General features: G+C 71.8%; 19 protein-coding genes. 10 read left to right on the top strand and 9 right to left on the bottom strand.

Features of this window, described 5'->3' with window-relative positions:
* The first annotated feature begins 41 nt into the window (after window positions 1-41).
* Window positions 42-1235, top strand: coding sequence for an RtcB family protein (locus tag IE180_RS33655; RefSeq protein WP_190160745.1), 1194 nt, complete (start codon window positions 42-44; stop codon window positions 1233-1235).
* Window positions 1236-1316: 81 nt separating this feature from the next.
* On the opposite strand, the gene IE180_RS33650 is transcribed toward IE180_RS33655, so the two are convergent.
* Window positions 1317-2081 (bottom strand): SDR family NAD(P)-dependent oxidoreductase, encoded by a 765-nt coding sequence (locus IE180_RS33650; protein WP_190160744.1) that lies wholly within the window; start codon window positions 2079-2081, stop codon window positions 1317-1319.
* 65 nt (window positions 2082-2146) lie between these two features.
* Complete coding sequence (locus IE180_RS33645) at window positions 2147-2482, bottom strand: YnfA family protein (protein ID WP_190160743.1); 336 nt, start codon at window positions 2480-2482, stop codon at window positions 2147-2149.
* Window positions 2483-2578: 96 nt separating this feature from the next.
* Between IE180_RS33645 and IE180_RS33640 the strand changes: the two genes are divergently transcribed.
* Entirely contained in the window at window positions 2579-3073 is a 495-nt protein-coding gene (locus tag IE180_RS33640) for a hypothetical protein (RefSeq protein ID WP_190160742.1), read from the top strand.
* 27 nt (window positions 3074-3100) lie between these two features.
* On the opposite strand, the gene IE180_RS33635 is transcribed toward IE180_RS33640, so the two are convergent.
* Entirely contained in the window at window positions 3101-4516 is a 1416-nt protein-coding gene (locus IE180_RS33635; protein WP_190160741.1) for an FAD-dependent oxidoreductase, read from the bottom strand.
* Between the two features lie 114 nt (window positions 4517-4630).
* Here IE180_RS33635 and IE180_RS33630 point away from each other — a divergent pair, with 114 nt between their 5' ends.
* Together IE180_RS33630 and IE180_RS33625 are read left to right on the top strand one after the other, a co-directional pair.
* Window positions 4631-5191 (top strand): TetR/AcrR family transcriptional regulator, encoded by a 561-nt coding sequence (locus tag IE180_RS33630; protein WP_190160740.1) that lies wholly within the window; start codon window positions 4631-4633, stop codon window positions 5189-5191.
* 67 nt (window positions 5192-5258) lie between these two features.
* Window positions 5259-5744, top strand: coding sequence for a MarR family winged helix-turn-helix transcriptional regulator (locus tag IE180_RS33625; protein WP_190160739.1), 486 nt, complete (start codon window positions 5259-5261; stop codon window positions 5742-5744).
* 87 nt (window positions 5745-5831) lie between these two features.
* Here the strand turns inward: IE180_RS33625 and IE180_RS33620 are convergent, their stop codons facing one another.
* The gene (locus IE180_RS33620; protein WP_190160738.1) at window positions 5832-6569 is read right to left on the bottom strand and encodes a Mut7-C RNAse domain-containing protein; all 738 of its coding nucleotides are present in this window, start codon (window positions 6567-6569) and stop codon (window positions 5832-5834) included.
* A gap of 204 nt (window positions 6570-6773) precedes the next feature.
* On the bottom strand, window positions 6774-7625 hold the full coding sequence (locus tag IE180_RS33615; RefSeq protein WP_190160737.1) for an NmrA family NAD(P)-binding protein: 852 nt from the start codon (window positions 7623-7625) through the stop codon (window positions 6774-6776).
* A 111-nt stretch (window positions 7626-7736) separates the two neighbouring features.
* Here IE180_RS33615 and IE180_RS33610 point away from each other — a divergent pair, with 111 nt between their 5' ends.
* On the top strand, window positions 7737-8183 hold the full coding sequence (locus tag IE180_RS33610) for a GNAT family N-acetyltransferase (protein ID WP_190160736.1): 447 nt from the start codon (window positions 7737-7739) through the stop codon (window positions 8181-8183).
* On the opposite strand, the gene IE180_RS33605 is transcribed toward IE180_RS33610, so the two are convergent.
* The 4 genes from IE180_RS33605 to IE180_RS33590 all read right to left on the bottom strand — a co-directional run bounded on the left by IE180_RS33605 (window position 8180) and on the right by IE180_RS33590 (window position 10954).
* Window positions 8180-8698, bottom strand: coding sequence for a GNAT family N-acetyltransferase (locus IE180_RS33605; protein WP_190160735.1), 519 nt, complete (start codon window positions 8696-8698; stop codon window positions 8180-8182). The two genes, IE180_RS33610 and IE180_RS33605, sit on opposite strands and share 4 nt — an antisense overlap.
* 14 nt (window positions 8699-8712) lie before the next feature.
* Complete coding sequence (locus IE180_RS33600; RefSeq protein WP_190160734.1) at window positions 8713-9585, bottom strand: AraC family transcriptional regulator; 873 nt, start codon at window positions 9583-9585, stop codon at window positions 8713-8715.
* A gap of 195 nt (window positions 9586-9780) precedes the next feature.
* Entirely contained in the window at window positions 9781-10185 is a 405-nt protein-coding gene (locus tag IE180_RS33595) for a MerR family transcriptional regulator (RefSeq protein WP_190160767.1), read from the bottom strand.
* Between the two features lie 166 nt (window positions 10186-10351).
* Complete coding sequence (locus IE180_RS33590) at window positions 10352-10954, bottom strand: hypothetical protein (RefSeq protein WP_190160733.1); 603 nt, start codon at window positions 10952-10954, stop codon at window positions 10352-10354.
* A gap of 231 nt (window positions 10955-11185) precedes the next feature.
* Here IE180_RS33590 and hemL point away from each other — a divergent pair, with 231 nt between their 5' ends.
* The 5 genes from hemL to IE180_RS33565 all read left to right on the top strand — a co-directional run bounded on the left by hemL (window position 11186) and on the right by IE180_RS33565 (window position 16166).
* Complete coding sequence (gene hemL, locus IE180_RS33585) at window positions 11186-12532, top strand: glutamate-1-semialdehyde 2,1-aminomutase (RefSeq protein ID WP_190160766.1); 1347 nt, start codon at window positions 11186-11188, stop codon at window positions 12530-12532.
* On the top strand, window positions 12529-13230 hold the full coding sequence (locus IE180_RS33580) for a histidine phosphatase family protein (protein ID WP_190160732.1): 702 nt from the start codon (window positions 12529-12531) through the stop codon (window positions 13228-13230). The genes hemL and IE180_RS33580 overlap by 4 nt, the downstream gene beginning before the upstream one ends.
* Window positions 13231-13442: 212 nt before the next feature.
* On the top strand, window positions 13443-14729 hold the full coding sequence (locus IE180_RS33575; RefSeq protein ID WP_190160765.1) for a polysaccharide deacetylase family protein: 1287 nt from the start codon (window positions 13443-13445) through the stop codon (window positions 14727-14729).
* Window positions 14730-14806: 77 nt separating this feature from the next.
* Window positions 14807-15424 (top strand): TlpA family protein disulfide reductase, encoded by a 618-nt coding sequence (locus tag IE180_RS33570; RefSeq protein ID WP_190160731.1) that lies wholly within the window; start codon window positions 14807-14809, stop codon window positions 15422-15424.
* A 4-nt stretch (window positions 15425-15428) separates the two neighbouring features.
* Window positions 15429-16166, top strand: coding sequence for a cytochrome c biogenesis CcdA family protein (locus IE180_RS33565; RefSeq protein WP_190160730.1), 738 nt, complete (start codon window positions 15429-15431; stop codon window positions 16164-16166).
* The last annotated feature ends 5 nt before the right edge of the window (window positions 16167-16171 follow it).

Below are 16171 nucleotides of genomic sequence, written 5' to 3'. Positions count from 1 at the left end.
GGTTTTTGCGTTATGAGTCTTTTCGGGGGAATCGAGGAAGTATGTCGTACGTAGAGGTACCGGGCGCGAAGGTGCCGATCAGGATGTGGGCCGACCCCGCCTCGGTCGAGGGCGGCGCCATGCAGCAGCTGCAGAACGTGGCGACGCTGCCGTGGATCAAGGGCCTCGCCGTGATGCCGGACGTGCACTACGGCAAGGGCGCGACGGTCGGGTCCGTGATCGCGATGCAGGGCGCGGTCTGTCCGGCGGCGGTCGGTGTGGACATCGGCTGCGGGATGTCGGCGGTGAAGACCTCCCTGACGGCGAACGACCTGCCGGGCGACCTGTCGCGCCTGCGGTCGAAGATCGAGCAGGCGATTCCGGTGGGGCGTGGTCTGCATAGGACGGAGGTGGACCCGGGGCGGCTGTACCAGTTCCCGACGGGGGGCTGGAACGACTTCTGGGCTCGGTTCGACGGGGTCGCGGATGCGGTCAAATTCCGTCAGGAACGGGCGCGACTGCAGATGGGAACGCTCGGATCGGGAAACCATTTCGTTGAATTTTGTATCGACTCGGTCGGTTCGGTGTGGCTCATGCTGCACTCCGGGTCGAGGAACATCGGCAAGGAGCTCGCCGAGCACCACATCGGCGAGGCGCAGAAGCTGCCGCACAACCAGGGGCTCGTCGACCGTGATCTCGCGGTGTTCGTCGCGGACACCCCGCAGATGGCGGCCTACCGGCACGACCTCTTCTGGGCGCAGGAGTACGCCAAGTACAACCGCGCGATCATGATGGCGCTCTTCCAGGAGGTCATCCGGAAGGAGTTCCGCAAGGCCAGGGTGACCTTCGACCCGGTCATCTCCTGCCACCACAACTACGTGGCGGAGGAGCGGTACGAGGACATGGACCTGCTGGTCACGCGGAAGGGTGCGATCCGGGCCGGTTCCGGGGAGTTCGGGATCATCCCGGGCTCGATGGGCACGGGCTCGTACATCGTGAAGGGCCTCGGGAACGCGGCGTCCTTCAACTCCGCCTCGCACGGAGCCGGCCGGAAGATGAGCCGGAGCGCGGCGAAGCGGCGCTTCACGACCCGGGACCTGGAGGAGCAGACGCGGGGCGTGGAGTGCCGCAAGGACTCCGGCGTCGTGGACGAGATCCCGGGCGCCTACAAGCCGATCGAGAAGGTGATCGACCAGCAGCGGGACCTGGTGGAGGTCGTCGCCAAGCTGAAGCAGGTCATCTGCGTGAAGGGCTGAGGCTCTTCCACGGGGGCGGGCGAGGGGGCCGGTGCGCCGCACCGGCCCCCTCGTTCGTGCTCCTCCGGCTCGCTCGTGGCCCTACAGCTCGCGGTGGACCTTCGTGTTGGAGGCCTGGGCCCGGGGGCGGACCACCAGGAGGTCGATGTTGACGTGCGGGGGACGGGTGCAGGCCCAGGTGATGGTGTCGGCGACGTCGTCGGCGGTGAGGGGTTCGGCCACGCCGGCGTAGACCTTGGCGGCCTTCTCGGTGTCGCCGCGGAAGCGGGTGGCGGCGAACTCGTCGGTCTTGACCATGCCGGGGGCGATCTCGATGACGCGGACCGGGGTGCCGACGATCTCCAGGCGGAGGGTCTCGGCGAGGACGCGGGCGCCGTTCTTGGCGGCGACGTAGCCGGCGCCGCCCTCGTAGGTGGAGTGGCCGGCGGTGGAGGAGAGGACGACCACCGTGCCGTCGCCGCTCGCGGTGAGGGCGGGGAGCAGGGCCTGGGTCATGTGGAGGGTGCCGAGGACGTTGACCTCGTACATCCGGCGCCAGTCCTCGGGGTCGCCGGTGGCGACGGGGTCGGCGCCGAGGGCGCCGCCGGCGTTGTTGACGAGGACGGCGAGGGTGTGGAAGGCGGTGGCGAAGTCGTCGACGGCGGCGCGGTCGGTGACGTCGAGGGCGTAGGCGGTGGCCTGGTGACCGGCCTCGTTGATCTCGGCGGCGAGGGCCTCGATGCGGTCCTTGCGGCGGGCGGTGAGGACCACGCGGTAGCCGGCGGCGGCCAGCTGCCGGGCGGTGGCGGCGCCGATTCCGCTGCTTGCTCCGGTGATGACGGCGATGGGGGTACCGGGGGCGGGCATGGCGTGCTCCTCGCGCGGGTGGTCGGTGTCGTCGGTCGCCCGGTCAGGATAGGCGGGGGCGTGGTTCAGCGGCCTCGTGGGGCGTACATGATCACGGCCATGCCGGCGAGGCAGATCAGGGCGCCGACGACGTCCCAGCGGTCGGGGCGGTATCCGTCGGCGGCCATGCCCCAGGCGAGGGAGCCGGCGACGAACACTCCGCCGTAGGCGGCGAGGACGCGGCCGAACTCGGCGTCGGGCTGGAGGGTGGCGACGAAGCCGTAGGTGCCGAGGGCGATGATTCCCGCGCCGATCCAGATCCAGCCGCGGTGTTCCCGTACGCCCTGCCAGACGAGCCAGGCGCCGCCGATCTCGAAGAGGGCGGCGAGGGCGAACAGGGCGAGGGAGCGGGCGATCGACATGGGGGCAGGGTGTCACGGGACACGCGGGCTGATGGATTGTCAGAAGATGTGAAGAATGGTGGGTATTTTGAGGTTATGTATGGATTGCGGAAAGGTGTGTTTGGGGTCGTTCTCGCGGCCGTGACGGTGGGTGCGGGCGGCGGTGCCGGTGCGGTGGGGCCGGTGGCGGGCGGGCCCGAGGCTGCGGTGGGGCCGGTGGCGGGCGGGCCCGAGGCGGATCTGTCCCATCACGGCCATGTCTCCCTGTGGGACGGGAGGGTCGGGGTCTGGCTGGTCAGCGAGAACCACGGGCCCTCCGACGTCTCCCAGGCGACGGTCCGGCTCGCCTTCTCCGCACCGATGGCGGGCGGCCAGGAGCTGCCGCCTGCCTGTCTGTGGAGCAGCGACCGGGTGGTGTCCTGTCGGACGGGCGCGCTCCGGGCCGCGGGGGGCGTGGGTGAGCTGGCGCTCGACCTGCGGACCGCGGCCCTTCCGGAGGAGATGACGGTCGAGATCGCCACGGCCTGGCGGGACGGGGTGTCCGACCGCGATCCCGGGAACGACCGGCACCGTGTCCTGGTGCTCGCCACCGGGGACCCCTACGTCTTCTGACCACGTCTTCCGAGCCGCCGGCACCGGTCAGCGGCTCGCCCGGTGGACGTATCCGTCCGGGCGGACCAGGACCGTCGCCTTCTTCGCCGGATCCGTCCAGGTCGCCCGCACGAGGTGCTTCGGGGTGACGGGGGCGGTCGCCGGCAGCGCCGGGATCGCCCCCTCCGGGGCGATCAGGACGAACTCGCCCTGCCGGAGCAGCTCGTAGAGCCGCCCTTCGCGCAGGTGGACGTCGGGCGCGCGGCGGCCCGAGGGGCGGTCGGCGCCCGGCGCGGGGGCGTAGGAGATGCCGATGCCGCTGAGCATGTCCATGGCGCGGGCCGAGGCGGGCGGGACCGCGTTCAGGAAGCGGGCGGCGAGGGAGCGGACGGTGCGGGTGAGCGGGGTGTGGGCCATCGCGAGGCGGACGAGCGCGCCGCTGCTGCGGAGCACCATGGTGCCGACGGGGTGGCGCTCGGACTGGTAGCTGTCGAGGAGGGCCTCGGGGTCGGGCGCATCGCCGCGGAGTACGGCGGCGAGCTTCCAGGAGAGGTTGGCGGCGTCCTGGAGGCCGGTGTTCATGCCCTGGCCGCCGGCGGGGGAGTGGACGTGGGCGGCGTCTCCGGCGAGGAAGGCGCGGCCGACGCGGTAGGCGGGGGCCTGGCGCTCGTCGCTGTGGAAGCGGGAGATCCAGCGGGCGTCGTGCATGCCGTGGTCGGTGCCGAGGGCCTTGCGGGCGATCTCGCGGACCTCGTCGAGGTCGACGGGCTCGCTGTCGGCGACCTGACGGGCGCGGGTCCAGCCCATCACCCGGTACCAGCCGTCGCCGAAGGGGGCGAGGAAGGCGAAGGTGTCTCCGGAACCGGCGACGCTGAACGAGTCGGTGGGCTCCTCCGTCAGGCGCACGTCGGCGAGGACGATGGAGCGGATCACGGACCGGCCGGGGAAGGGCAGGCCGAGGGCGGTGCGGACGGAGCTCCGGACGCCGTCCGTGCCGACCAGGTAGCGGGCACGGAGGGCGAGCGGGGTGCCGTCGGGGCCGGTGAGTTCGGCGGTGGCGCCGTCGGCGTCCTGGCGCAGTCCGCGCAGCTCCGTGTCGTACCGGAAGGTGACGCCCGCGGCGACCGCCCGGCGCTCCAGGAGGCGCTCGACCTCGTACTGCGGGGTGACGAGCAGGTGGTTGAAGCGGGTGGGCAGCCGGGTCAGGTCCAGGTCGAGGCGGCCGAAGAGCCGTGCGGTGGACAGGGTGGTGCCGGTGGCGAGGAGTTCGTCCGCGAGGCCGCGGGCGTCGAGCTGCTCCAGGGTGCGGGCGTGGACGCCGAAGGCGCGGGTCATGTTGCCCAGGCCGTGCGGGCGGCGTTCGACGAGGGTGACGTCGATGCCGGCGGTGGCGAGGTCTCCGGCGAGCAGGAGCCCGGTGGGCCCCGCGCCGATGACGAGTACGTCCGTGTCCGTGGTGCTCATGGCTGCCTCCAGGGTGCCCACGATCGTTTGCCAACAACTGTTGGTCAACGCTTGTTGGCAACGCTAGGGCGGCCCTGATGGCGTGTCAACACCCGTTGGCCTACAGTTGTTGGCATGACGACCGTCCGCCGCTCCGACGCCACCCGGGCCGCCATCCTGGAGGCCGCCCGCGAGCGCTTCGCCTCCGACGGGTACGAGCGCGCCACCATCCGGGCCATCGCCCGCGACGCCGGGATCGACCCGTCGATGGTGATGCGCTACTACGGCAACAAGGAGGGGCTGTTCGCCGCCGCCTCCGAGATCGAGATCGGCCTGCCCGACCTGGGCGCGCTGCCCGCGCGGCACATCGGGGCCGTCCTGGTCACGCACTTCCTGGACCGCTGGGAGAGCGACGAGGTCCTCACCGCGATGCTGCGGGTGGGTGTCACCAACGAGGCGGGGGCCGCGCGCGTGCAGGAGATCTTCGCCCGGCAGGTCGGGCCGGTCGCCCGGGGCGTCTGCCCCGACCCGGAGGACGCCCCGCGCCGGGCGGCGCTCGTCTCCTCCCAGATCCTCGGCATGGCCCTCGCCCGGTACGTGCTGTGTCTGCCGCCGGCCGTCGAGATGTCCGCCGAGGAGATCGTCGCCTGGCTGGGACCCACCGTGCAGCGCTACCTCACCGCCGAGGCGCCCTGAGGGGCCGGGTTCCGGCGGAGCCGCCCGGGTCCGTGACCCGGGAGTGCCTGACTCGTACAATCTCTGCATGACGCAGAAGAGTTCCGTCCGGCGCGAGGCGCTCATGAGCGAGCTGTACGGGGAGGCCCGCCGCTACATGGCCGCCTACGCCCTGTTCAACCAGGCCGTCGCCGACCACCTGGGGCTCCACCCGACCGACGTGCAGTGCCTGAACCTCCTCAGCCTGGAGGAGGGGCCGGTGACCACCGGGCGCGTCGCCGGGCTCACCGGGCTCACCACCGGCTCCGCCACCCGCCTCGTCGACCGTCTCGAACGCTCCGGCTACGTGACCCGCGAGCGCGACACCGAGGACCGGCGCCGGGTCCTGGTGGCGCTCGTCCCCGAGCGGATGGCGGAGCTCGGCGAGCTCTGGCGGAAGCTCAACAGCACCTGGGGCACGATGTTCGACGTCTACAGCGACGCCGAGGTCGCGCTGCTCATCGCCCACATGCGGCGCACCGTCGAGGTCAGTGCCGCGCAGGTCGAGCGGTTGCGCGGGGGCGACCTGGGCTGACGGGGGCGGTGGCGGGGCGGGTGCGTGCCGGCCGGTGTCCTGCCGGCCGGCGTCTTTCCGGCCGGACGTCCTGCCGGTCGGCCTCTCCTAACGGGTCGTCGCCCCGCCGAACTCCCTCATCGCGTCGGAGACGATCGCCTCCAGGCGCGCGTGGTGCGCGCCGCGCCAGTACACCCTGCCGCAGTCCCCGCACTCGGCGAACACGTCGTACGTCTTCCGGGTGCCCTGCTCCAGACGCTCGCGCACCGTGTCCTTGTCGGCGTCGATCAGCTGCCCGTTGCACGCCGTGCAGCGGGTCCAGGGCGCCAACGGCGGGGCGAACCGCTCCAGCACGTCGCGGAGTTGGTCGTCCGGCCGGTCGCTGTACACATAGGCTCCCGCCCACAGTTCGCGGCGGCGCAGCAGACCGCGGTCCCGCGAGAGCATCACGCGCCGTTCGCGCGCGGAGAGCGCGGCGAGGGCGGGGTCGCCGATGTCCTCGCTCTCGTACGCCGCGTCCACGCCGAGCAGCCGCAGGCGTCGGGCCAGCGTGCCGAGGTGCACGTCCAGCAGGAAGCGGAGCGGTGCGCCCGGCACCGGCTGCGGGCGGACCACGTCCTCCACCTCGACGGTCTCGCCCGCGTCGGGGACGTGCGAGGCGTCGACGGGCCGCCCGTCCACCAGCAGCCTTCCGGCCTCGGTGAGCGGCACGCCCAGCGACTCCACGGCGTGGCCGAGCGACGAGGTGCCGTCGGTGGTCAGGGGGGTGCGGCCGGAGCGGCGGTCCGCCGGGACGAAGAGGTGGAGGGCGGGGGCGAAGCTGATCTGGATCTGCGGTCCGTTCACGGGGACAGGATGGCATCGGGGCCTGGGGGGCGGCCAGGGAATTCGGCCCTGGCCGGGCCGGGGTCTCCGCTTTCCGCGCCTCGGCCCGTGCCCCGTGCGCCCTGTGCGCGCCGTGCCCGCCGGCGCGGGTTCAGGCCCGGGTGCCTCCGGCACCGGCAGGGGCGCCGCGCCGGCGGGACGACCGCCCGTGACGGGGGCGGGTGGTCATGGGCGGAAGGAGTCCGCGTGGTCCGTGGCCCAGGTGGCGAAGGGGCGGGCGGGGTGGCCCGTCAGGTCTTCGACGGTTCTGGTCAGGGGCGTCGGGCGGCCGTCGTGGGAGGACCAGGAGGAGAGCAGGGCGTCCGCGAACGGCTCCGGGACGAAGGCCGCCACCGACCTCTTCCACTCCTCGGGCGTGACCGTCGTGTACGGCGCCGGGCGGCCCGTCACCTCCGCCAGGATCGCCAGCTGCTCGGTGAAGTCCAGCGACTCGGGGCCGGTCAGCACGTACGAGGAGCCGCGCGGCCGGGGTTCGGTGAGCACCGCGAAGGCCGCCTCGGCGACGTCCCGCTCGTGGATCGGGTCGCTGTGTGCGTGCGGGTACGGCAGTGCCGGACCGTGACCGTCCTTGAGCGCCCGCGCCCACTGCAGGGCGTTGGTGGCGAAGGCGCCCGGCCGGAGGTGGGTGGTCTCGAAGGCGCCGGTCTCCGCGGCGGCCGACAGGGCGCGCTCGGCCGCGAGGTGCGAGGCCGCGATGGCGTTCTCCTCGGCGTCCGGCGCGAGGACGGAGCTGGAGGAGAGGAGGACGACGTGCTCGACGCCGGCGGCGCGGGCCCGGTCGGCGAAGGCGTCGGCGTGCGCGGCATCGGCGTACAGGAAGACGGCGTCGACGCCTTTCAGGGCGGTGTCGAAGGTGGCCGGGTCGGTGAGATCGCAGCGCACGGCGTCCACGCCCGGTGGTGGGGCGAGGTCCGCGGGGTTCTTGGATCCGGCCCTGGCCCTGATGCCCGCGGCGTCCAGCAGGCCGAGCAGGGTGGCGGCGACACGGCCACGGCTTCCGGTCACGAGGACGGTCATGGGGAACCTCCGTTTTCTGCTGCGTGATGCATTCTCTGCGTCGTGCAGATTAATATCCGTGATCCCGTCCTGCCCGTCAACCCTGAAAAAACCTGGGGTACCGTCCCCGGCATGAAGATCATCGACCTCGCCCCCGGCGATCCCCGGCTGGAGAGCGACCTCCTGCCGGTCCTCCGCGAGCTCCGCCCCCACCTCACCCCGGAGCTCTTCCGCGAGGTCCACGAGGCCGGCCACCCCCAGGGGCTGCGGTTCAGCGCCGCCTACACGGACGGCGGCCGCTGCGTCGGCGCGGCCGGCTGGCGGATCGTCGACAACACCAGCTCCCTGCGCAAGCTCTACGTCGACGACCTGGTGACCGCCGCCGCCGACCGCTCCACCGGCGTCGGGCACGCCCTCGTCGCCCACCTGGAGGGCCACGCCCGCGCGGCCGGGTGCCACGAGCTCGACCTCGACTCCGGCACCCACCGCACCGGTGCCCACCGCTTCTACCTGCGCGAGCGCTTCGACATCGTGGCCTTCCACTTCAGCCGGCCGCTCACCGCCCCGGACGCCGGCTAGCCCAGGTCGAACCGCCAGTCGTTGCAGCGCATCGGGTTCCCCGGTGGGTACTCGAAGTCCCGCTCACCGAGCAGTTCGAAGCCCGCCTTGCGGCACACCGCGTTCGACGCGGCGTTGTCCGCGGACGGGAACGCGTGCAGATGGCGGTGGCGCCCCGCGGCCCGGGCCTCGGCGACCACCGCGCGCGTGGCGGCCGTCGCCAGGCCCCGGCCCCGGAAGCCCGGCAGCACCGCCCAGCCCGTCTCGTACACGGCCTCGCCGTCCCAGGTCTGCGCCCAGAAGCCGATGCTGCCCACCACGACCTCCTCCGGCAGCAGCACGATCCGGAACATGCGCCCCGCGCCCGTCCCGTCGGCGCTCATCCCCACGTACCGCCGGTGTCTCCGGACGAGCTGCTCCTCGGTCTCCGGACCGCCGAGGTGGACCGTCGACTCCGGTGCGTTCAGGGCGCTCAGCAGGCCGGCGTCCCCCTCGGACCAGACTTCCAGGCGTACGGATGAGGTGTCGTCGTCCATGTCCGTACGGTAGGTCAGGGCACTGACACCGCACGGGCGTACGCGGTGGGCGGCACCCCGATCGTCGCCGTGAAGTCCCTGACGAGGTGGGCCTGATCGCTGTAGCCCAACTCGGCGGCCAGCGCGGCCCAGTCGGCGTCGGCCGCCGACTCTGCCCGCTCCAGGGCCTCGTGGAACCGGTAGCGCAGGATCACCCACTTCGGGCCGACGCCGACGTGGCCGGCGAAGAGGCGCTGGAGCGAGCGCGCCGACAGGCCGCTCGCGGCGGCCAGCCGGGAGACCCGGCGGACCGTGCGGTCCGAGCGGATCAGCTCCACCAGTTCCATCGCCTGCCCGGCGGCCGGATCGGGCTCCGGCCCGTGGGCCAGGAGGAAGGCGTCGAGCGCCGCCACGCGCGCGTGGTCGCCGTCCGGGGACAGCACGGCTGGTACTGCCGCCGGAATGCCGGCGCTCCCGGGCCCGCCCTCGTCCGGGAACACGTCCCCCAGCGGCACCCGCCGGCCCGTCCAGGCCGACACCGGCCACGCGGGCGCGAAGGGCCGGAAGCCGCCCGGGCGGAACTGCACTCCGCAGACCCGGCCCACCCCCGTCAGCTTCTGTGTGAACAGGCCCAGGCCCACCCCCGACACCTCGGCCCACGCGCTCGCCGCTGCGGCCGGGGCGCCCGGCCGCCCGTACCGCTGGAAGACGACGTTCACCGACGGGTGCGGGACGAGGTGGCTCGCGTACGGCTCCGGCAGCTCCCAGTCGATCAGCCAGTAGTGCTCCAGGTACGGCCGCAGTTCCGGCGCCGGGACGTGACGGCGGAAACGGACCCGGGAGAGCAGCTCGGCGGGGTCGACGATGCCCCGGGTGTCCCGGCGAGGGCGGGGAGCGGAGGCGGACATGTCCGCATGCTAGGCCCGGGCTGCGAGCCGGTCCGTGCGAGCCGGTCCGTGCGAGCCGGTCCGTGCGAGCCGGTCCGTGCGAGCCGGTCCGTGCGAGCCGGTCCGTGCGAGCCGGTCCGCCGGCCCCGGGGTGAGTCGGGAGGCGGCCTCGCCGAGGCCGTGGCCGCGTAGCGGCACCAGCCCCCTGAGCGGGCTCTATACGAGGCGGGCGCGGAGGGAGGCGGCGAACTCCTCGGCGCGGGCGAGCTGGGACCGCAGTTCGGCGACGCGCTCCGCCGCGGCCTCCTCGTAGCGGCGGACGCGGCTCACCAGGGCGGCCCGCTCGGCCGGTTCGAGTTCGGTGTCCGTGCCCGGGCGGTCGGCGGCCAGCCGGTCCACGGCGGAGAGGAGCTCGCGGGTCTCGTCGAGGGTGAAACCGAGCGGTCCCATCCGGCGGACCACCATCAGCCGGGACACGTCCGCGTCCGTGTAGAGGGGGAAACCGCCCGGCGAGGACGCGGACGGGGCGACCAGGCCGCTGTCCTCGTACTGCCGGATGGTCCGCAGCGACAGTTCGGTCCGTGCCGCGACCTCGCCGATCTGCATGGGCCGGCCGGTCATGCGTACTGCGCTTGTGCTCACGCGTCTGGCTCCTTCCTCGTGCGGGGAGTCGCCAGGGCGTACCGGCTCCCCTCGGGGCGCGACTTCCGCGCATTCCATAGGATTCGTCCTAATTTCAGCACCTATGAGGGGTGGAAGTGCGGCGAAACGCCTGGGGCCGGTCGGCTCACGGCCACACCAGGCAGTACGGCTGGTGTCCCGCCTCGTGGAGGCGGACCGAGAAGTCCTGCCATTCGTGGAGGAGCCGGTAGACGTCGAAGGCGTCGCGCGGACCGCCGCGGTCCGGCACCGTCGACCAGATGAAGGCGGCGGCACCCACCGACTCCTCGCCGATCCCGCGCAGCGGATCGACCACGGTCATCGGCAGCTTCACCACCGCGTAGTCCGGGTGCAGCACCACCAGCTCCAGCGGCGGCACCTTGTGCAGGGGCATTCCCTGGATCCCGGTCAGGACCATGGCCGCTATCGTCTCGGGCTTGATCTTGGTGAACATGCCGCCCATGCCGAGCTCGTCCCCGCCGAGCTCCTCGGGGCGCATCGAGATCGGGACCTGGGCCGCGGTGGCGCTGTTGGGCGCGCCGAAGTACTTGTACGTCACCCCCAAGCTCCGGCCCCCGGTCGTAGGGGCCGAGTCCGCAACGGGCTCCGGCTTCGGCCGGTGCTCCGAGGCGGTCGGCTCCTCGGTTCGCCTGCGCCGGTGCCTTCCCCGCCGGGCAGACTCCGGACCCAGGTCGTCCGTCCCCTCGCCCGGTCCGCCACCGCGATGCATATCTCCACCCGACTGCTTTTTCTCGGCAACACGACCCCGCCGCGCAACCCGATCATCGTGTCAGTGACCTCCCCCGCGTTCGTACGGTGAAACACCTGTCCGCAAGAACGTCGTGGCCTCTGACACCATGGATTCCGTGAGTCATCCCTATGACGCCCCAGTTTCGCAGACGCGGACGGGGAACGCCTCGGCGCAACAGACAGGATGCTCACCGCCGTCCCTCCGTTCCCGATGTCGTGCCCGAAGTCGTTCTCGCAGGTCAGGATCACAGTGCCGTATTCATACGAAGCCCCAGTCTCACAGACGCTTTTCGACCGCGCTTCCCTCGTGACGCCCGGCGGCGTGAATTCACCGGTGCGTGCCTTCCGGGCCGTGGGCGGAACGCCCCGGTTCATGGTGTCCGGTTCCGGTCCGTACCTCACCGACGCGGACGGTCGTGAGTACGTCGACCTCGTCTGCTCGTGGGGACCGATGATCCTCGGCCACGCCCACCCCGAGGTGACCGCCGCCGTGCAGGCCGCCGTGGCCCGCGGCACCTCCTTCGGGACGCCCGGCGAGGGCGAGGTCGCGCTCGGCGAGGAGATCGTCGCGCGGATCGAGCCGGTCGAGCAGGTGCGGCTCGTCTCCTCCGGCACGGAGGCCACGATGTCCGCGATCCGCCTGGCCCGCGGTTTCACCGGGCGCGCCAAGGTCGTCAAGTTCGCGGGCTGCTACCACGGCCACGTGGACGCGCTGCTCGCCGCGGCCGGTTCGGGTCTGGCGACCTTCGCCCTGCCGGACACGCCCGGCGTGACCGGCGCCCAGGCCGGCGACACGATCGTGCTGCCGTACAACGACCTGGGGGCCGTGCGGGAGGCGTTCGCCGCGCACCCGGGCGAGATCGCCTGTGTGATCACGGAGGCCTCGCCCGGCAACATGGGCGTCGTGCCGCCGCTGCCGGGCTTCAACCAGGGCCTCGCGGACCTGTGCCGGGAGAACGGCGCGCTGTACATCTCCGACGAGGTCATGACCGGCTTCCGCACCTCGCGGGCCGGCTGGTACGGCGTCGACGGCGTGAAGCCCGACCTGATGACCTTCGGCAAGGTCATGGGCGGCGGCTTCCCGGCGGCCGCGTTCGGTGGCCGCGCGGACGTCATGGGGCACCTGGCGCCGGCCGGTCCGGTCTACCAGGCGGGCACCCTCTCCGGTAACCCGGTCGCGACCGCCGCCGGGCTCGCGCAGCTGCGGCTGCTCGACGGGGCCGCGTACGAGAAGGTCGACGCGGTGTCGAGCGAGATCCAGGGCCTGGTCACGGGCGCGCTGGCCAAGGAGGGCGTGGCGCACCGGCTGCAGACCGCGTCCAACATGTTCTCGGTGTTCTTCACCGCCGACGAGGTGCGGAACTACGACGACGCGAAGAAGCAGGAGGCGTTCCGCTTCAACGCCTTCTTCCACTCGATGCTGGCCGACGGCGTGTACCTGCCGCCGTCCGCGTTCGAGTCCTGGTTCGTGTCGACCGCGCACGACGAGCGGGCGGTCGAGCGGATCGCCGCCGCCCTCCCGGCCGCGGCCCGCGCCGCCGCGGAGGCGACCGCATGAGCCTCCCCGCCGACAAGAAGAACGACCAGGACGTCACCGTCGTCCACCTGATGCGCCACGGCGAGGTGCACAACCCCGACGGCGTGCTGTACGGACGCCGGGCCGGCTACCACCTGTCCGAGCTGGGCCGGCAGATGGCGGACCGGGTGGCCGAGTCGCTGGCCGGCCGGGACATCACGTACGTCGTCGCCTCCCCGCTGGAGCGGGCGCAGGAGACGGCGACGCCGATCGCCAAGACGCACGGTCTGGACCTGGCCACCGACGAGCGGCTGATCGAGGCGGCGAACGTCTTCGAGGGCAAGACCTTCGGGGTCGGTGACGGGGCGCTGCGCAAGCCGGGCAACTGGAAGCACCTCACCAACCCGTTCCAGCCGTCCTGGGGGGAGCCGTACGTCGAGCAGGTCGTGCGGATGATGGGCGCGCTCGACGCGGCGAAGGACGCGGCCCGGGGCCACGAGGCGGTCTGCGTCAGCCACCAGCTGCCGATCTGGATCGTGCGGAGCTTCGTGGAGAAGCGCCGGCTCTGGCACGACCCGCGCCGTCGTCAGTGCACGCTGGCCTCGCTGACCTCGTTCACGTACCGGGGCGACAAGATCGTCTCGGTCGGGTACAGCGAGCCGGCCCGGGACCTCGTCCCGGCGCACCTCCTGGCGGGCGCGAAGCCGGTCAAGGGGAAGTCGAAGGCCTTCGGGGCGTAGTCTCCGCGGCCCGTACGGCAGGACTCCACTGGACAGGGGGGTGCCGAGGGGCCACAGTTCAGGGCGGTCGGATGATGTTCATGTCATCCGTCCGCCCTAAAATTTTTGTGCGATTTTCCGGAACCTCCGTGTTCCTCCCGGCATCTCACTCATTGTCGGTTTGGATGACGTTCAGGTCATACGTCAGCGCGAATGGGGATGTCATGCGCGGGATCAGCGGGATCAGTCGAAGGGGGCTGCTCGGAGCAGGCGTTGGGGCCGCTGCGGCGGCGGGGCTTGCCGCATGCAGTACCGGAAACAAGGATAAGTCCGGACATTCAGGGCCGGGCAAGGGGGGTGACGTCTCGGCGGACCCGGGCACGCCCACCCCCACCAAGGACGACGCCCGGCTCATCGGCGACGGTTCCACCGCCGACACCGGCAAGCAGCCGCACCAGCCCGACGCCCCCGTCCCGCTCGAACCCGGCCAGACCCCGCCCCAGTTCGTGATCTTCTCCTGGGACGGCGCCGGCGAGGTCGGCAACGGCCTCTTCCCGCGCTTCCTCGAACTCGCGAAGAACAACGACGCGGCGATGACCTTCTTCCTCTCCGGGATCTACCTCCTCCCCGAGTCGAAGAAGGACCTCTACCGCCCGCCGAACAACCGCGTCGGCGCCTCCGACATCGGCTACCTCACCGACGGCCACATCAAGGAGACCCTGAAGCACGTCCGGCAGGCCTGGCTCGACGGCCACGAGATCGGCACCCACTTCAACGGGCACTTCTGCGGCGGATCCGGCTCCGTCGGCAACTGGACCCCGGCCCAGTGGCAGAGCGAGATCGACCAGGCGGTGAAGTTCGTCACCGAGTGGAAGACCAACAGCGGCTGGACCGACCTGGACCCGCTGCCCTTCGACTACTCCAAGGAACTCGTCGGCGGCCGCACCCCCTGCCTCCTCGGCCAGGACAACCTGCTCCCCACCGCCAAGCGCCTGGGCTGGCGCTACGACGCCAGCTCGCCCGGCGGCCGGCAGATGTGGCCGACGAAGCGCCAGGGGATCTGGGACCTCCCCCTCCAGGCCGTGCCCTTCCCCGGGCACTCCTTCGAGGTCCTCTCCATGGACTACAACATGCTCGCCAACCAGTCGAAGAACACGACCAAGGGCATGCCCTCGCGCTACCCGGGCTGGCGCAAGCAGGCGGCCGAGGCGTACCTCTCCGGCTTCACGCGCGCGTACGAGTCGAACCGCGCGCCCTTCTTCATCGGCAACCACTTCGAGCAGTGGAACGGCGGCATCTACATGGACGCCGTCGAAGAGGCGCTCAAGGGAATGGCCGGAAAGAAGGACGTGCGGCTCGTCTCCTTCAAGCAGTTCGTGGACTGGCTCGACGTCCAGGACCCGAGGATCCTGGAGAAGCTGCGCTCGCTGGAGGTCGGACAGAAGCCCGCGGGCGGCTGGAACGCCTTCCTCAGGCCCGAGAAGCCCGGGAAGACCCCCACGTCCACCCCGACCGCTTAGCCGATCTTGACAAGGGGCTTTACGGGCACGTAGGGGGGCGCCCAAGATCCCCCAAACGCCCATGCGAAACTTTTCACATGAGCCTTAGCCGTGCCCCCCGACGCACTCGGCGCGCCCTGACCGCCGTCGGAATGCTGTCCGCCGCCGCCCTCGCGCTCTCGGGCTGCGGCGGCAGCGACAGCGGCAAGTCCGGCGGCGGTGGCGGCACCAACTTCGTGACCAGCACGGGCGGGATCTCCACCGTCGCCAAGGGCGAGCGCGCGGCCACCGGGAAGCTCGCGGGCGAGACCCTCGACGGCAAGCAGCTCGACGTCGCCGGCCTCAAGGGCAAGGTCGTCGTCCTCAACGTCTGGGGCTCCTGGTGCAGCCCCTGCCGCGCCGAGGCCCCCCACTTCGCGAAGGTCGCCGAGGAGCTCAAGGGCAAGGGCGTCGAGTTCGTCGGCCTCAACACCCGCGACCCCAACAAGCAGCCCGCGATCGCCTTCGAAGAGGACTACGGGATCCCCTACCCCAGCCTCTACGACCCGCAGGGCAAGCTCATCCTCTTCGGCTTCCCCAAGGGCACGCTCAACCCGCAGGCCATCCCCTCCACCGTCGTCCTCGACAAGGAGGGCAGGATCGCCGCCCGCTCGCTCATGGCGCTCGACGAGGAGAAGCTCCGGTCGATGATCGAGCCCCTCCTCAAGGAGAAGTGAGCCCGTGAACGAGACGGTCACCAGCGGAGCCCTGCTGCTCGCCCTGCCCCTCGCGGTCCTCGGCGGCCTCGTCTCCTTCTTCTCGCCGTGCGTGCTCCCGCTCGTCCCCGGCTACCTCTCGTACGTGACCGGCGTCACCGGCACCGACCTCGCCGAGAGCCGCCGCGGCCGGATGACCACCGGTGCCGTCCTCTTCGTCCTCGGCTTCACCGCCGTGTTCGTCTCCGGCGGCGCGCTCTTCGGCTACTTCGGATCGACGCTCCAGGAGTACCGCGGGACGCTCACCACGGTCCTCGGCGCGCTCATGATCCTCATGGGCGTGTTCTTCATGGGCCTGATGCCCTGGTTCACCCAGCGGGAGTTCCGCTTCCACAGGAAGCCCGTCGCCGGACTGGTCGGCGCCCCGCTCCTCGGGGCGCTCTTCGGCATCGGCTGGACCCCGTGCATCGGCCCGACGCTCGCCTCGGTCAACGCCCTCGCCCTGGAGCAGGCCAGCGCCGGCCGCGGGGCGGTGCTCGCCTTCGCGTACTGCCTCGGCCTCGGCGTCCCGTTCGTGCTCGCCGCCATCGCCTTCCGCAAGGCGCTCGGCGCGTTCGGCTGGGTCAAGAAGCACTATGTGTGGGTCATGCGGATCGGCGGCGGCATGATGATCGTCACCGGTGTTCTGCTCCTGACGGGCGCGTGGGACAGCATGGTGGCCACGATGCAGGGCTGGTCCAGCGGTTTCACGGTGGGGATCTGAGTTCC

The organism is Streptomyces litmocidini, assembly GCF_014649755.1.
Taxonomy (GTDB): Bacteria; Actinomycetota; Actinomycetes; order Streptomycetales; family Streptomycetaceae; genus Streptomyces; species Streptomyces litmocidini.
Note: the sequence above shows the minus strand (reverse complement) of the source record. Positions and strands in the feature narration are given on the sequence as shown.

Bases quoted from the DNA above. Each gene is read 5' to 3' on its own strand.
- IE180_RS33630 (WP_190160740.1), top strand. From the start codon at position 4,631: ATGACGACCGTCCGCCGCTCCGACGCCACCCGGGCCGCCATCCTGGAG.
- IE180_RS33590 (WP_190160733.1), bottom strand. From the start codon at position 10,954: ATGCATCGCGGTGGCGGACCGGGCGAGGGGACGGACGACCTGGGTCCG.
- IE180_RS33610 (WP_190160736.1), top strand. From the start codon at position 7,737: ATGAAGATCATCGACCTCGCCCCCGGCGATCCCCGGCTGGAGAGCGAC.
- IE180_RS33625 (WP_190160739.1), top strand. From the start codon at position 5,259: ATGACGCAGAAGAGTTCCGTCCGGCGCGAGGCGCTCATGAGCGAGCTG.
- IE180_RS33570 (WP_190160731.1), top strand. From the start codon at position 14,807: ATGAGCCTTAGCCGTGCCCCCCGACGCACTCGGCGCGCCCTGACCGCC.
- IE180_RS33645 (WP_190160743.1), bottom strand. From the start codon at position 2,482: ATGTCGATCGCCCGCTCCCTCGCCCTGTTCGCCCTCGCCGCCCTCTTC.
- hemL (WP_190160766.1), top strand. From the start codon at position 11,186: ATGTCGTGCCCGAAGTCGTTCTCGCAGGTCAGGATCACAGTGCCGTAT.
- IE180_RS33655 (WP_190160745.1), top strand. From the start codon at position 42: ATGTCGTACGTAGAGGTACCGGGCGCGAAGGTGCCGATCAGGATGTGG.
- IE180_RS33615 (WP_190160737.1), bottom strand. From the start codon at position 7,625: ATGACCGTCCTCGTGACCGGAAGCCGTGGCCGTGTCGCCGCCACCCTG.
- IE180_RS33650 (WP_190160744.1), bottom strand. From the start codon at position 2,081: ATGCCCGCCCCCGGTACCCCCATCGCCGTCATCACCGGAGCAAGCAGC.
- IE180_RS33580 (WP_190160732.1), top strand. From the start codon at position 12,529: ATGAGCCTCCCCGCCGACAAGAAGAACGACCAGGACGTCACCGTCGTC.
- IE180_RS33595 (WP_190160767.1), bottom strand. From the start codon at position 10,185: ATGACCGGCCGGCCCATGCAGATCGGCGAGGTCGCGGCACGGACCGAA.
- IE180_RS33635 (WP_190160741.1), bottom strand. From the start codon at position 4,516: ATGAGCACCACGGACACGGACGTACTCGTCATCGGCGCGGGGCCCACC.
- IE180_RS33600 (WP_190160734.1), bottom strand. From the start codon at position 9,585: ATGTCCGCCTCCGCTCCCCGCCCTCGCCGGGACACCCGGGGCATCGTC.
- IE180_RS33605 (WP_190160735.1), bottom strand. From the start codon at position 8,698: ATGGACGACGACACCTCATCCGTACGCCTGGAAGTCTGGTCCGAGGGG.